This window comes from Mycetocola sp. CAN_C7 (assembly GCF_015752285.1).
Taxonomy (GTDB): domain Bacteria; phylum Actinomycetota; class Actinomycetes; order Actinomycetales; family Microbacteriaceae; genus Mycetocola_A.
This window is the reverse complement of the sequence record NZ_JADOUY010000001.1, coordinates 215,654-229,888: the sequence shown is the minus strand read 5'-3', so window position 1 is coordinate 229,888 and position 14,235 is coordinate 215,654. Positions and strand designations below refer to the sequence as shown.

General features: G+C 65.9%; 12 protein-coding genes. 7 read left to right on the top strand and 5 right to left on the bottom strand.

Annotation, left to right across the window (positions count from 1 at the left end):
- The first annotated feature begins 49 nt into the window (after positions 1–49).
- Complete coding sequence (locus IWX78_RS01020; RefSeq protein ID WP_196831538.1) at positions 50–865, top strand: inositol monophosphatase family protein; 816 nt, start codon at positions 50–52, stop codon at positions 863–865.
- A 96-nt stretch (positions 866–961) separates the two neighbouring features.
- Complete coding sequence (locus IWX78_RS01015) at positions 962–2,299, top strand: APC family permease (RefSeq protein ID WP_196831537.1); 1,338 nt, start codon at positions 962–964, stop codon at positions 2,297–2,299.
- Between the two features lie 95 nt (positions 2,300–2,394).
- Here the strand turns inward: IWX78_RS01015 and IWX78_RS01010 are convergent, their stop codons facing one another.
- A complete protein-coding gene (locus tag IWX78_RS01010; protein WP_196831536.1) occupies positions 2,395–3,261 on the bottom strand; it encodes an SDR family oxidoreductase in 867 nt (288 codons plus the stop codon).
- A 107-nt stretch (positions 3,262–3,368) separates the two neighbouring features.
- Here IWX78_RS01010 and IWX78_RS01005 point away from each other — a divergent pair, with 107 nt between their 5' ends.
- Positions 3,369–3,773, top strand: coding sequence for a winged helix-turn-helix transcriptional regulator (locus IWX78_RS01005; protein ID WP_196831535.1), 405 nt, complete (start codon positions 3,369–3,371; stop codon positions 3,771–3,773).
- Between the two features lie 6 nt (positions 3,774–3,779).
- Here the strand turns inward: IWX78_RS01005 and IWX78_RS01000 are convergent, their stop codons facing one another.
- From IWX78_RS01000 to IWX78_RS00985, 4 genes are all read right to left on the bottom strand, one after another.
- Entirely contained in the window at positions 3,780–4,511 is a 732-nt protein-coding gene (locus IWX78_RS01000) for a VIT1/CCC1 transporter family protein (RefSeq protein ID WP_196831534.1), read from the bottom strand.
- Between the two features lie 83 nt (positions 4,512–4,594).
- Positions 4,595–5,206, bottom strand: a complete 612-nt coding sequence (locus IWX78_RS00995) for a TetR/AcrR family transcriptional regulator (RefSeq protein ID WP_196831533.1) — start codon at positions 5,204–5,206, stop codon at positions 4,595–4,597.
- Positions 5,199–6,032, bottom strand: a complete 834-nt coding sequence (locus IWX78_RS00990; RefSeq protein WP_196831532.1) for an alpha/beta fold hydrolase — start codon at positions 6,030–6,032, stop codon at positions 5,199–5,201. The genes IWX78_RS00995 and IWX78_RS00990 overlap by 8 nt, the downstream gene beginning before the upstream one ends.
- Before the next feature lie 431 nt (positions 6,033–6,463).
- The gene (locus IWX78_RS00985; protein WP_196831531.1) at positions 6,464–8,164 is read right to left on the bottom strand and encodes a glycoside hydrolase family 13 protein; all 1,701 of its coding nucleotides are present in this window, start codon (positions 8,162–8,164) and stop codon (positions 6,464–6,466) included.
- A gap of 279 nt (positions 8,165–8,443) precedes the next feature.
- Here IWX78_RS00985 and IWX78_RS00980 point away from each other — a divergent pair, with 279 nt between their 5' ends.
- From IWX78_RS00980 to IWX78_RS00965, 4 genes are all read left to right on the top strand, one after another.
- A complete protein-coding gene (locus IWX78_RS00980) occupies positions 8,444–9,670 on the top strand; it encodes a sugar ABC transporter substrate-binding protein (protein ID WP_196831530.1) in 1,227 nt (408 codons plus the stop codon).
- A gap of 155 nt (positions 9,671–9,825) precedes the next feature.
- Positions 9,826–11,451 (top strand): ABC transporter permease subunit, encoded by a 1,626-nt coding sequence (locus tag IWX78_RS00975; protein WP_196831529.1) that lies wholly within the window; start codon positions 9,826–9,828, stop codon positions 11,449–11,451.
- The gene (locus IWX78_RS00970; protein WP_196831528.1) at positions 11,451–12,374 is read left to right on the top strand and encodes a sugar ABC transporter permease; all 924 of its coding nucleotides are present in this window, start codon (positions 11,451–11,453) and stop codon (positions 12,372–12,374) included. Before IWX78_RS00975 ends, IWX78_RS00970 begins: the two co-directional genes overlap by 1 nt.
- Before the next feature lies 1 nt (position 12,375).
- On the top strand, positions 12,376–14,202 hold the full coding sequence (locus tag IWX78_RS00965; RefSeq protein ID WP_334684477.1) for a glycoside hydrolase family 13 protein: 1,827 nt from the start codon (positions 12,376–12,378) through the stop codon (positions 14,200–14,202).
- Positions 14,203–14,235 lie beyond the last annotated feature (33 nt).

Here is a 14,235-nt window from a genome sequence, read left to right as displayed (position 1 = left end):
GTCTGGCCGGTGGTCTAGCGTTGGGAGGACGAAGCGAGAGGATTCCCCTGTGAGTTCAGACCTGCAGTTGCTGGCCACCGACATCGCCACCCGCGCCGGGGAACTCATCCTCCGCCGCAGGCACGAAGGGGTCACGGTCGCTGCGACGAAGTCCTCAGCGGTCGACGTCGTCACCCTCGCCGATCGGGAGTCCGAAGACCTCATCCGGTCCCTGATCGCCGATGCGCGACCCGGGGACGGATTTTTCGGGGAAGAATCGGATGCCACGTCGAGCTCCACCGGCATCACCTGGGTCGTCGACCCCATCGACGGCACGGTGAACTACCTCTACGACATCCCCAACTACGCGGTGAGTATCGGCGTGATCGAGGGTGACCCCGATCCGCAGACCTGGACGGCGCTCGCCGCGACCGTCGTTAACCCGGCGACCGGGGAGACCTTCAGCGCCGCACGCGGAGCCGGAGCTACGCTCAACGGCTCGCCGATCCACGCCAACCCTGCTGTCGATGCCGCGCTCGCGATGGTGGGCACCGGTTTTTCCTACAATGCCGAGCGACGGATCTGGCAGGCCGGGATCGTCCAGCAGCTGATCGGGCAGGTGCGCGATATCCGTCGCGTCGGGTCCGCGGCACTCGACCTCTGCTGGGTCGCCTGCGGTCGACTCGACGCCTATTACGAACGCGGGCTGAATCCGTGGGATCACGCCGCTGGAGCCCTTATCGCCCAGGAGGCCGGCGCGCGCGTCGGCGGGCTGAATGGTGTGGCCGCCAGTCGCGACTTCACCCTGGCTGCTGAGCCACGGCTCTTCGACGAACTGCACGAGATGCTTCTCGACGCTGGCGCGGAGGCATCCGTTCTCGGCTGACCCCTATGCCTCGTCGACGCGCGAAATGCAAGCCTTTGGCCGGAAATTGGGGGCAATTGACCGTGCTTCTAGGGTTGCATCCCGGGAGGCAACACCATGACAGCCGCAACAGCACCACAGACTCCGACGACGGATGCCGCACCGGCGTCGAAACTGAAGCAGAAGATCACCGGTCCACTGCTCTTTCTCTTCATCCTCGGTGATGTGCTCGGGGCCGGTATCTATGCCCTCATGGGCGTCCTCTCCGAAAATGTCGGCGGGGCACTGTGGGCGCCGCTCGTCGTTGCGCTTCTCCTCGCGCTGCTGACCGCCGGGTCGTACGCCGAACTGGTGACGAAGTATCCGCGAGCCGGAGGCGCGGCCGTCTTTGCCGAGCGCGCGTTCAAACAGCCGATCATCTCGTTCCTCGTCGGGTTCAGCATGCTCGCCGCCGGAGTGACGAGTGCGGCCGGTCTGTCGCTCGCGTTCTCGGGGCAGTATCTCTCGACGTTCATCGATGTGCCTGCGATCCCGGCCGCGATGGTGTTCCTCGTACTCGTCGCGTGCCTCAACGCCCGGGGGATCAGCGAATCGCTGAAGAGCAACGTGGTCATGACGATCATCGAGCTCAGCGGTCTCGTGATCGTGATCGTGGTCGTCGCCGTGATGCTCGGCAACGGCGGCGGGGAAGTCTCGCGGGTCGGCCAGTTCCCTGAAGGCTCCGTGCCCGCGTTGGCCACCCTCAGCGCAGCGATCATCGCGTACTACTCATTCGTCGGATTCGAGACCTCCGCGAATGTGGCCGAGGAGATCCGTAACCCCAGCAAGGTCTACCCGCTTGCCCTGTTCGGCTCGCTCGCCACGGCCGGAATCGTCTACATCCTCGTCGCCCTGGCCAGCGCGATCGCGCTGCCGGCCGAGGAACTGTCCGAGTCGTCCGGTCCGCTGCTGGCGGTCGTCGCGGCATCCGGTGTCGGAGTCCCCGACTGGCTGTTCAGCCTCATCGCCCTCGTCGCTGTCGCGAACGGCGCGCTGCTCACGATGATCATGTCGAGCCGTCTCACCTACGGAATGGCCGAGCACGGGCTGCTTCCCAGTGCACTCGGCAAGGTGCTGCCGAACCGACGCACGCCGTGGGCCGCGATCGTCGCCACCACTGTCGTTGCGATGCTGCTCACCCTGGTCGGCGACCTGTCGACGCTCGCCGAAACCGTGGTGCTTCTGCTGCTGTTCGTCTTCATCTCGACGAACATCGCTGTGCTGGTGCTGCGCAAAGACAAGGTCGCGCACAAGCACTTCCGCGTCTGGACCATCGTCCCCGTGCTGGGTGTCGCCTCGTGCGTGCTGCTTCTGACCCAGCAGAGCGGGATCGTGTGGCTCTTCGGCGGCGCGCTGCTCGCCCTCGGCGTCGTCCTGTACTTCGTCGCCAGGCTGATTCGCCGCCGGACTGCTTGAGCCGCTGGGCTGTCACGCTCAACAGGTGGATCGGCCGGAAAACAGCCGAATCCTCCTGTTGAGCGTGCGTGTTGCACGAATGTTCCTGTCGAGCGTTACGCGGTTGCCCTGCGCCCGACAGCGAGACCCGCGACGAGCGGCGTCGTCGGTCGTCCGATCAGCCGGCTGAGGTCGCCAGACGTCTCGGCGAGCAGCCCATCGCGGATGTTCTCATCGAGCGCAACGACGAACCCGGCCGTGCCCTCGTCGAGGCCGGCTTCGAGGAGAACCGTGGTGTGCTCCTCCGGGCTCACCGGCGTGTAGATCACGTTTCGGCCGGTGATCACGCTGAGCGCTGCGGCGAACTCGGTGCCGTCCCACGCGACGTCGCCGGAGAGTTCGTAGACGGTGTTCTCGTGTCCGTTCTCCAGCAGAACGGCGGCGGCAGCTTCGGCGTAGTCGGTGCGGGAGGCGCTCGCGACGCGTCCTTCGCCGGTGCTCGCGAGGTACACACCGGTGGCACGAGCCTGCTCGACGGTCTCGAGATAGTTCTCGGTGTACCAGTTGTTCCGGAGGATCGTGAATGGGGTGCCCGATCCGCGCAGAAGCTCCTCGGTCGCCTTGTGCTCGGGGGCGAGGATCAGAGCGGTCGCGTCTGCGTGAGGTGCGCTGGTGTAGACGATCCGTGAGATTCCGGCTGCGGTTGCGGCGTCGATGGCGTTCGAGTGCTGTTCGACGCGCTGGCCGACCTCGCTGCCAGACACGAGCATCAGGGTGCTGGCGCCGGCGAATGCGGCATCCAGGGTCGACCGGTCGGCGTAGTCGACGACGGCGGTGCGGATGCCGGTGGCGGCCAGCTCCGCAAGCCGATCGGCGTTGCGACCGACGCCGACGATCGACGCCGGGTCGGCGCCGCGGGTGAGAAGGTGGTCGATGATGAGGCGGCCCAGAGATCCGGTTGCCCCGGTGACGACGAATGACATGGTTTCCTTTCGATGGCCCGCATCTGCGCGCCTGTCCTCGAGTGAACCGTGGGAAGGCAGAAGTACTTCCCTATTCGCAGTACCCACTTTTAGGTAAGCTACTTACCATGGCAGACACGACGGCATCCAACACCCGGGAGCGGCTCGCTGAGCTCGTCGGTTCACGCGAGGCCGGTGGAGCGACGGTCTTCGCCGCCAACTGCGCCAGCCGTGTCGTGCTCGACCACGTCACAAGCAAGTGGGGCGTGCTCATCCTCGTCGCGCTCTCGGGCGAGACGCTGCGCTGGGGAGAGCTCCGGCGGAGCATCGAGGGCATCAGCGAGAAGATGCTCGCACAGACCCTGCGCACGCTCGAGGGCGACGGCTTCGTCCTGCGGGACGCCCACCCGAGCATCCCGCCCCACGTGGAGTACAGCCTCACCGATCGAGGACGCGAGTTGGCTGACCACCTGATCCCGCTCGTGCGCTGGGTCGGCGCGAACGCCGGCGAGATCGTCGGTCGCGGCAACTGATCGTTGTTACGCGATCGTCGTGCCCAGCAGGGAGCCGATCGCGAAGGTGGCCGCGAGGGCGAGCGCGCCGCCGACCACCACCCGGATCGTCGGCCGTAGGAGCGGACTGCCGCCGAGGCGTGCCCCGAGCGCGCCGGTGAGGGCGAGGGCGAGAAGGACCGAAACGAACGTCACGGGGATGCGCCACTCGGCCGGTGGCAACAGCACAGCGAGCATCGGCAGGATTGCGCCGACGGTGAAAGCGATGGCGGATGCCAGTGCGGCGTGCCACGGGTTCGCCACCTGCTCCTCGTCGATGTTGAGCTCGAGCGACAAGTGGGCGGCGACAGGATCGTGTGCGGTGAGTTCGACGGCGACCTGCCTGGCCGTGGCATCCGACAGCCCGCGGGCGGCGAGCAGGCCGGTCAGTTCGTCGAGTTCCTGCTCGGGCATGTCACGGAGCTCGGCGCGCTCCTTGGCGATGAGGGCGCGTTCGCTGTCGCGCTGGCTCGACACGGACACGTACTCCCCGAGTGCCATGGAGATGGCACCGCCGACAAGTCCGGCCATGCCTGCGGTGACGATCGGAAAGAAGGCGCTCGTCGCTCCTGCGACACCGACGACGATGGCGGCGACAGACACGATGCCGTCGTTCGCACCGAGCACGCCGGCGCGGAGCCAGTTGAGCCGTGAGGCGATCGCATCGGAGTGCGGTTCGTCCGCGTGGGAACCGGGTGGTGTCGACTCAGTCGCGCTCATGGGCCCAGCTAAGCATGGACCGGCGGGTCATGCTCCGCTGCGAGTCTGGCGTGCGGTCACGGCAATCGAGCGATCGATGGGTTTCACGCTTTGTCAGCGAGCGGGAGCTCAGTCGCATCGGGCATGTCCTGGTCGGTCCACTGGGTGAGGGCGACGGTGAAGCCGTGGACGAGTCGCCCGAAGCTGCGGTCGATGCTCGCGCTCATGGCGAACGATCCTGCTGTTTCGAAGGAGATGAACCCATGGAGGGTGGAGCGGAGAGCCCGGATCGCGTCGATCGCGTCGTCACCAGCCAGGTCGTACGCGGCAAGCACATCTGCGATGACCTGGATTCCGGCGAGCGAAACCGCCTCGTCCTCGATGTCGCCGGCGGTCGGCATCCGCTGGGATGCTTCATACCGAGCGGGGTGTGCGCGCGCCCAGTCGCGGTAGGCGTGTGACATCGAGCTGATGGCTGCAGCTCCTGATCGACCGACCGCTGCCCGGGCGAGCACGTCGCCCAGCTCGCGTTTGGCCTGGACGGAGATGTCGCGGTGCAGGCCGGCCAGCGAGTCGATGTGCTTGTAGATCGAAGGCTGGCGGATGCCGAGGCGTTCGGCCAAAGCGGCGAGCGTCAACCGGTGGAGACCGACCTCATCGACCATCGCCGCTGCCGCCTCGACGACCCGATCGCGGGTGAGGCCGGCCCTAGGCACGCTGCACGGTCTTCAGGAACGTGAGTACCGCGTTGGCGGTCACGTCAGGCTGTTGCGACTGCGGGTAGTGCCCGGCCTCAGCGACCATGATGACCTCGGCATCGAGTGCGCTTCCGATGAACGCCGCCTCGGCGGCTGGGTCCTTGAAATCCGGGTCTTTCTCGCCCATGAGAACGATCGTCGGTGCGGTCACGGCACTGAGCTTAGCCTCGGCGGGGTCGTGGTCGGTCTGCTGGGTGGTGAGAGAGAACGCCGTGCCGTACGCCTTGCGCCTGAGGCTGCTCACGACCGCCGTGCGGTATTCGTCGAAGTCGACGGGCTTGCGGCCGGCGTAGAGAGTGGGCATGTAGCTCTTCCATACGCTGGCGATCCAGAGTGGGGCCATCATTGCCCGGAACATCCCGCGAATGAAGACGTTCGACGGAGGGTTCCGCACGAACGGGCCAACGAGCACCAGACCGTCGACCTGGTCGGGGTGGTCGGCGGCGACGATGACCGCTGCACCGGCGGCCAGCGAGTTGCCGACGACCACGGCGGATCCGCCGAGTTCGGTGATCAGTGCCTGCACGTCGCCGGCAGTTTCGACGTCTCCGTACGAGGTGAAGGTGGCGTCGCTGTCTCCGTGACCGCGGAGGTCGGTCGTCGCGACGGAGTAGCCCCCGGCGACGAGGGCCGGGGTGAGGAACCGGTACGAGGACCGCAACTCTCCCATACCCGGAACGAGGATGACGAGGGGGCCGGAACCCTGGAGGTCGTAGGCGACTCGCCCCTCGGGGCGAGTGATGAACTGCGTCGAAGCGGCAGGAGCCGGGGTGGGGGAGGTCATTTAGTTAGTATGCATAGCCGTTTAGCTATAGTCAATAGCCAAATAGGATCCGTCGCGAAAGATCGTGTTCGGGCGCGATTTTCCGCACAAGCGACGGACGAACGAATGACACCGGCCAGCCGCGTGGTTCAGCCGTCGCCAATGCCGACTCTCCGGTCAGGAGACCGACATAAGCGACGGGTGAATGGACGCCGCTGCCGCCTGGGTTCGTTTGGTCGCAAGCTGCGGCTGGGCGCATGCCCGCACCGGGTCGCAGACGAACGGATGCCACATCGTCGTCGCGGGTCCATCGGCGGTTCGCGGTCGTTGTGAGCACCAGAACCGCGGTTCGTGACACTGACGGGGCGCGACACGATCCCGATATTCCCTCGCCGATCGACCGAAGAAGAAGGGCAGGCAGCCGCAGCCACCCGCCCCACGCCACACGCGGGTTACGGCGTCAGCACCCACACGGTCGTGTCTGCACCGATCGTCGATCCGTCGACCGCGCCGCTCGAGAGGAGCACCTCTGCCGAAGCGAACGGCTCGGGTATGGCGGCGATCGTGGACCCGGTGTTCGCGATCACGGTGACGGCACCGTTGCTGAACGCGACAACGGATTCCTCGAAGCCGTCGACCCAGCTCAGCGAGCCGAGCCCGAGCCCGTGCTCACGGCGGATGCGCAGGGCTTCGCGGTACAGCTCGAGTGTCGAGCCCTCGACACCGACCTGACTGGCGCGGGCGTAGCCGTCCCAGTCCGCCGGCTGCGGCAACCAGGCGGCCCCGGTGGTGTTGAAACCGTACGCCGGGGTACCGGCTTCCCACGGAATCGGCACACGGCATCCGTCGCGGCCATACCGCTCGCGGTCGGTACGGAACCAGGTCGGATCCTGGCGAGCCTCGTCCGGCAGGTCGATGACCTCGGGCAGGCCGAGCTCCTCGCCCTGGTAGAGGTAGGCTCCGCCGGGGAGTGCGAGCATGAGGGCGGTGGCCGCCCGCGCACGGCGCAGTCCCGTCTCACGGATCGGCTGCCCCGGGCTCTTCGGCCCGATGCCGTGACCCTGGGGGTTCTCGGCCGTGACGGCGAGGCGCGACGCGTGACGCACGACGTCGTGGTTCGACAGCACCCAGGTGCTCGGTGCGTCGACGGCGCTGAACGCTTCGAGCGATTCATCGATGACGGCACGCAGGGCGGATGCCTGCCACGGCGTCTCGAGGTACGGGAAATTGAATGCCTGCTGCATCTCGTCCGGCCGCACCCACTTCGCCATCTTCGACAGCGGCTCGACCCACGCCTCAGCGCAGAGGACACGGTCGCCCTCGTACTCCTCGAGGAGCGTGTGCCAGTCGCGGTAGATGTCGTGCACGCCCTCCTGGCCCCAGTACGGAGCCCCGTCTTCACCGATGTCATCGATCGCAGGCTCGAGGCCGAGCGGTGTGCCGCTTCCGCCCATGCTGCCGCCCTCCGCAGGCGGCGTGTAGTCGGGCAGGCCGTCGGCCTTGATCATGCCGTGGGCGACGTCGACCCGGAAACCGTCGACTCCGCGGTCGAGCCAGAACCGGAGCACGCCGCGGAACATCTCCCGAACCTCGTCGTTGGTCCAGTCGAAGTCGGGCTGGCTGGTGTCGAAGATGTGCAGGTACCACTGGCCAGGGGTGCCGTCGGCGTCGGTGGTGCGGGTCCAGGCCGGTCCACCGAAGACGCTCTGCCAGTTGTTCGGCTCGATCTCGCCGTTCTCACCCGTGCCGTCGCGGAAGATGTACCGCCCGCGTTCCGGCGACCCGGGCGCAGCAGCCAGCGCGGCCTGGAACCAGGGGTGGGCGTCTGATGAGTGGTTCGGAACGAGGTCGACGATGACCCGGATGCCGTAATCGTGGGCCTTGGTCGTCATCGCGTCGAAATCCGAGAGGCTCCCGAAGATCGGATCGACGTCGCAGTAGTCGGCGACGTCGTAGCCGGCATCCTTCTGCGGGCTCGTCATGAAGGGGGAGAGCCAGATGGCGTCGATCCCGAGCGACTTCAATGCCGAAAGCCTCGACGTGATGCCGGGGAGGTCGCCGATACCGTCACCGTTCGCATCCGCGAAGGAGCGGGGGTAGATCTGGTAGATGACGGCCGAACGCCACCACTCTGAGCTGTTGCGCGAATTCATGCGGCTTACTCTATGGCATCCCCTCCAGAGTGTGGAAGCGCTTGCTTACTCCAGCCCGTACACCAGGTCACGATCGCACAAAGATAGAGCCGGGTCAGCTTGTCTTTTACCATCCAAGCAGGTATATCTGGAAACGCTTGCAGTAATTGCGGCACCGAGAGAACGGCCTTTCACTCACGAGGAGCTCCCACTGGGAGACGGGACACAGCACCCGGAATCCGAGAGAGCGGCGATGGGGCCACACTCACTCGAACAGATCCTGATGAAAGGCACACACCAATGAGGGTGAAAAACTCTTCACTTCTGAAGGCCGGCGCTGTCGCGACGATCGCGACGCTCGCGCTCGCCGGATGCGCAGGCGGCAACGACACCGCTGGAGACGACACCGCGTCAGACGCGACGCTGACCGTGTGGGTCGATGCAGACCGCGCGCCCGTACTGAAGGATGCCGCGGCCGACTTCACCGAGGAATCCGGTGTCGAGGTCAAACTCGTCCAGAAGGACTTCGCGAAGATCCAGGACGAGTTCATCGCCCAGGTGCCGTCGGGCAAGGGTCCGGACATCACCATCGGCGCACACGACTGGCTCGGCAACTTCGTCACCAACGGTGTCGTTCAGCCGATCGAACTCGGAGACAAGGCCGCCGACTTCGAAGACGTCGCCGTCCAGGCAATGAGCTACGAGGGCAAGACCTACGGTCTGCCGTACGCCATCGAGAACATCGCGCTGCTGCGCAACACCGCACTCGCGCCCGAAGCTCCGACCGACTACGCCGACATGGTGGCAGACGGCACCGCAGCGGGCACCGAGTTCCCCTTCCTGGTCCAGGTCGGACCCGAGAGCGACCCGTACCACCTGTACCCGTTCCAGACCTCGTTCGGCGCCCCCGTCTTCGGCACCAACGACGACGGAAGCTACAACCCCGAAGACCTGCAGATCGGCGAGGGCACCGAGTTCGCGTCGTGGCTCGCCGAGCAGGGCGCTGCCGGCCTGCTGAGCACCTCGGTCACCGGTGACATCGCCAAGGAGAAGTTCAACGCAGGCGCAAGCCCGTACTTCATCACCGGCCCGTGGAACGTCGGAGCGGCACAGGATGCCGGTATCGACGTCGCCGTCGACCCGATCCCCTCCGCTGGTGGAGAGGTCGCACAGCCGTTCGTCGGTGTTCAGGGCTTCTTCGTCTCGGCCAAGAGCGAGAACACCCTCGCAGCCAACGAGTTCCTCACGAACTTCATCGGAACCGAAGAAGTCCAGACGGCTCTCTTCGAAAAGGGCCAGCGTCCGCCGGCACTGACCGCCTCGTTCGAGAAGGCCGCAGCAGACCCGATCGTCGCCGCATTCGGTGAGGTCGGCGCCAACGGCGTTCCCCAGCCGTCCATCCCTCAGATGGGCAAGGTCTGGCAGTTCTGGGGCGTCACCCAGGCCGCGATCATCGCGGGCGAGGGCGACCCGGCTGCTCTGTGGGAGAAGATGACCGCAGACATCCAGGCTGCGATCGCCGAATAGCGACACCGGCGCCGGCCGGGAGGCATCCGCTTCCCGGCCGGCGCTGTCGTCGGCGCGCACCATGCCGACGACGCAGTCCCAGCCGGACCACCGGCTGACCAACGAAGCACCCTGCGGGCAGAACCCCACTGCGGCAGCGACACACTGAGGCGACAATGAGCACTGGCACCCAGCCCACGCGCACCGGAGGATCTCCCTCGAGCGCCGAATCGAAACGGTCGAAGCGCGCCGGCCGCATTGCCGAGCAGGCCTCCGGCGGCATCGTCGCCCTGCTGATCAAGATCGCACTCCTCGCCGTCGTCGACGCGATCGCGGTCTACGCGCTCTTCATCCTCTTCCTGAAACAGGATTGGGTGATCTTCGCGATCGTGCTGGTCATCACCGCAGCCGTCAACATCATCTACTTCACGCGCGGGCTCCTGCCGCTGAAGTACCTGGCTCCCGGCCTGGTCTTCCTGCTCATCTTCCAGGTCTTCGTGATCGGCTACACCGCCTACATCTCGTTCACCAACTACGGCACCGGCCACAACAGCACCAAAGAGGATGCCGTCACCGCGCTGATCCAGTCGGCCCAGTACCGCGTTCCCGATTCGCCCACCTACGGGCTCACGATCGTCGAGCAGCTCGGCGCATTCAGCTTCCTCGTCACCGACCCGGAGGGCGACGTCTCGATCGGGAACACCGAGTCGCCACTCAGCGACGTGTCGGATGCCGAGATGTCCGGTGGCAAGGCCGTCGGCCTCTCTGGCTACAACACCCTCGACTTCACCGACATCATCACCAACCAGGACGCGATCGCAGCCATGACGGTGCAGATCTCTGACGACCCGAACGACGGCGCACTTCGCACCCCGGATGGTTCGAGTGCGTACCTCTATCTCTCCACGCTGAGCTTCGATGAAGCCGCAGACACAATGACGAACACCGACACCGGTGTGGTCTACGCCGACACCGGCAACGGCGCGTTCACGTCGGAGAGCGGAGACGAGCTGCTGCCCGGCTGGAGCGTCGTCGTCGGCTGGGACAACTACGCCAAGGCATTCACCGACCAGAGCATCCGCGGACCGCTCCTCAGCGTCACCGCGTGGACCTTCGCCTTCGCCCTGCTCAGCGTTGCGACGACCTTCGTTCTCGGACTGTTCCTCGCCATCGTCTTCAACGACATGCGGATGCGTGGACGCAAGTTCTATCGCGTGCTGATGATCCTTCCGTACGCGTTCCCCGGGTTCCTCGGAGCGCTGGTCTGGGCCGGAATGCTCAACAAGGACTTCGGTTTCGTCAACCTCGCGCTCCTCGGCGGTGCGGAGATACCGTGGCTCACCGATGAGTGGCTCGCGAAGTTCAGCATCCTCTTCGTGAACCTCTGGCTCGGATTCCCCTACATGTTCCTCGTCTGCACCGGTGCGCTGCAGTCCATCCCGGACGAGTTGCAGGAGGCCGCGAAGATGGACGGCGCGAACCCATGGCAGGTGTTCAGGCGCATCAAATTTCCACTCCTTCTCGTATCGATCGCTCCGCTGCTGATCGCCTCGTTCGCGTTCAACTTCAACAACTTCAACCTGATCTACATGCTCACCAACGGTGGGCCTCGAGACGCGGCTGCCAGTATCAACGTCGGAGCATCCGACATCCTGATCTCGATGGTCTACAAGGTGGCGTTCGTCGGGGCGAACCGTGACTACGGTCTCGCCAGCGCCTTCTCGATCATCATCTTCCTCATCGTCGCGATCATCTCCATTGTGAGTTTCCGGCAGACCAAGGCCCTGGAGGATCTGAACTAATGAGCACAACGGCACCCGCGGTCTCGACCACAGCGACGACCGCTCCTCCGACCCCGGTGAAGCGTCCCTTCAACTTCTCCCGGTGGTTCGCGGCCACCGGCTGGCGTCACCTCGTCGGCATCGTCATGATCGTCTTCTCGGTGTTCCCACTGCTGTACGTGCTCTCGGCATCGCTCAACCCGGGCGGAACGCTCCTGCAGTCCAACGGCCTGTTCTCGTCGATCGGCATCGACAGCTACGTCGCGCTGTTCACCAACCCTCAGCGTCCATACGCCGCCTGGTTCGCGAACACCCTCGTCATCGGCATCACGACGGCGGTCGGCACCGTCTTCCTCGGAGCGCTCGCCGCGTACTGCTTCAGCAGGATGCGGTTCACCGGCAGACGGATGGGACTGCTGTCACTTCTCATCGTGCAGATCTTCCCGCAGCTGCTCGCCGTCGTTGCCATCTTCCTGCTTCTCACGACCCTCGGCGACGTCTTCCCGATCCTCGGACTCGACAACCAGATCGCGCTGATCATGGTCTACCTCGGCGGCGCGCTCGGCGTGAACACCTACCTGATGTACGGCTTCTTCAACACGGTGCCGTCGTCGCTCGACGAAGCCGCGAAGCTCGACGGGGCAGGGCACGCCCGGATCTTCTTCACGATCATCCTGCGTCTCGTCGCTCCGATCCTCGCCGTCGTCGGTCTGCTGAGCTTCATTGCCACCACCAACGACTTCGTGATCTCCAGTGTCGTGCTGGTGACCCCGGAGAAGCAGACGCTCGCGGTCGGTCTGTACCAGTTCGTCTCGGATGAGTTCACGAGCAACTGGGGTGTCTTCGCGGCGGGCGCCGTGCTTGCCGCCCTGCCGGTGATGGCCCTGTTCCTCTACCTCCAGAAGTACATCGTCAGTGGTCTCACCGCCGGCGCGGTCAAGTAGCGTGCTCGAACCCCACCACGACGGGTCACCGCTCTACGTCTCGAACCCGTCGCCCCGGCTGGGTGAGACGGTGCGGGTCCGTCTTCGGGTGCCCGAGTCGCTCGGCGCCGTGCGCGCCGTCCGGGTGCGCTCCAACCCCGACCGTGAACCGCGGCTCTCCACCGCCGACCGGCTGCACGCCGCGAACGGGTGGGTGTGGTGGGAGGCCGGGATCCTCATCGAGAATCCCGTGCACGGTTACCGCTTTCTGGTGCGACTGGAGGACGGCACCGACTTCTGGGTGAACGCGCGGGGCGTCTTCACGATCGAGACGCTCGACAGCGAAGACTTCAAGCTGAGCACCCACTCCCCGGCACCGGACTGGGCGGCGTCGACGGTGATGTACCAGATCTTCCCCGACCGCTTCGCGCGTTCAGCAGCGGCCGACGACCGGGAGATTCCCGGCTGGGCGATCCCCGCCGGGTGGTCGGATGCCGTCGACCTCGTTCCACCCGCGCGGTCCGGCCAGTTCTACGGCGGAGACCTCGACGGCATCGTCGACCGACTCGACCACCTCGACCGCCTCGGCGTCACCATGATCTACCTGACCCCGGTGTTCCCCGGTCGGTCCAACCACCGCTATGACGCCTCCAACTTCGACGCCGTCGACCCGCTCCTCGGCGGAGACGATGCTTTGGCGAGGCTCACTGCCGCAGCGCATGCCCGCGGATTCACGATCATCGGCGATCTCACCAGCAACCACTCCGGAGACGCCCACGACTGGTTCGTTGCCGCACACCGGCATCCCGAAGCCGTCGAGAGCGAGTTCTACTACTGGCTCGACGACGACCAGGAGACGTATGCCTCGTGGCTCGGCGTGCCCAGCCTGCCGAAGTTCAACTGGAACTCACGCGAACTGCGTCGTCGATTCATCGACGGCGAGGACTCGGTGGTCGCCGAGTGGCTGAAGCCCCCGTTCTCGCTCGACGGCTGGCGCATCGACGTGGCGAACATGACCGGGCGTTTCGGTGACGAAGACCTCAACGCCGACGTGCGCCGAACGATCAGGAACACCATGATCGCGGTGAACCCCGACACCATCCTTCTGGCCGAGTCGACCAACGACGCGGCCGGTGATTTCCAGGGCGACGGCTGGCACGGCGCGATGACCTATGCCAATTTCACCCGCCCGCTCTGGGGCTGGCTGTCTGAGCCGGCGAGCGCAGCAGGTGGCGGCCTCGGCATGACCATGGATGCGATCCCCGCGTACACCGGACACCAGTTCTACGCGGCGCACCGCCAGTTCTCGGCCGGGTTCCCCTGGCGGACACGGCTCGCGAACATGAACGCACTCGACACCCATGACACCCCCCGGTTCGCGACGCGGGCGCTGGCCGGGGTCGTCCCTGTCGCCGTCGGCCTGTCGATGACCCTGCCCGGTATCCCCGTGGTGTTCGCCGGTGACGAGTTCGGCCTCACCGGTGTCGACGGTGAGCACTCGAGGACGCCGATGCCCTGGGACGACATCGACGCCGCCGCTGGCACGATCGAGCTCTACGCGACGCTGATCGGTCTTCGGAGGGAGCATCCGGCTCTCAACGGCGGCGGGATGCGGTGGCTGTTCGTCGGCGACGACGTGCTCGTGTTCATCCGCGAGAACGCCGAGGAGAGCATTCTCGTCGCTGCAGCACGGGCGGACGTCGACGTTCTGCTTCCGACGGATGCCGTCGCAGGTGTCAGTGAGTCGATCGCGGTCTTCGGTGATGGAGAACTGTCCACAGAGCCCGGCGGCATCCGGATCTCGGCGACAGGACCGGTCTTTCTCGCCTGGCAGCTGCCCGGGGTCTGACCTCGGCCACGGCCAGGTGATGACGTTCTCGCG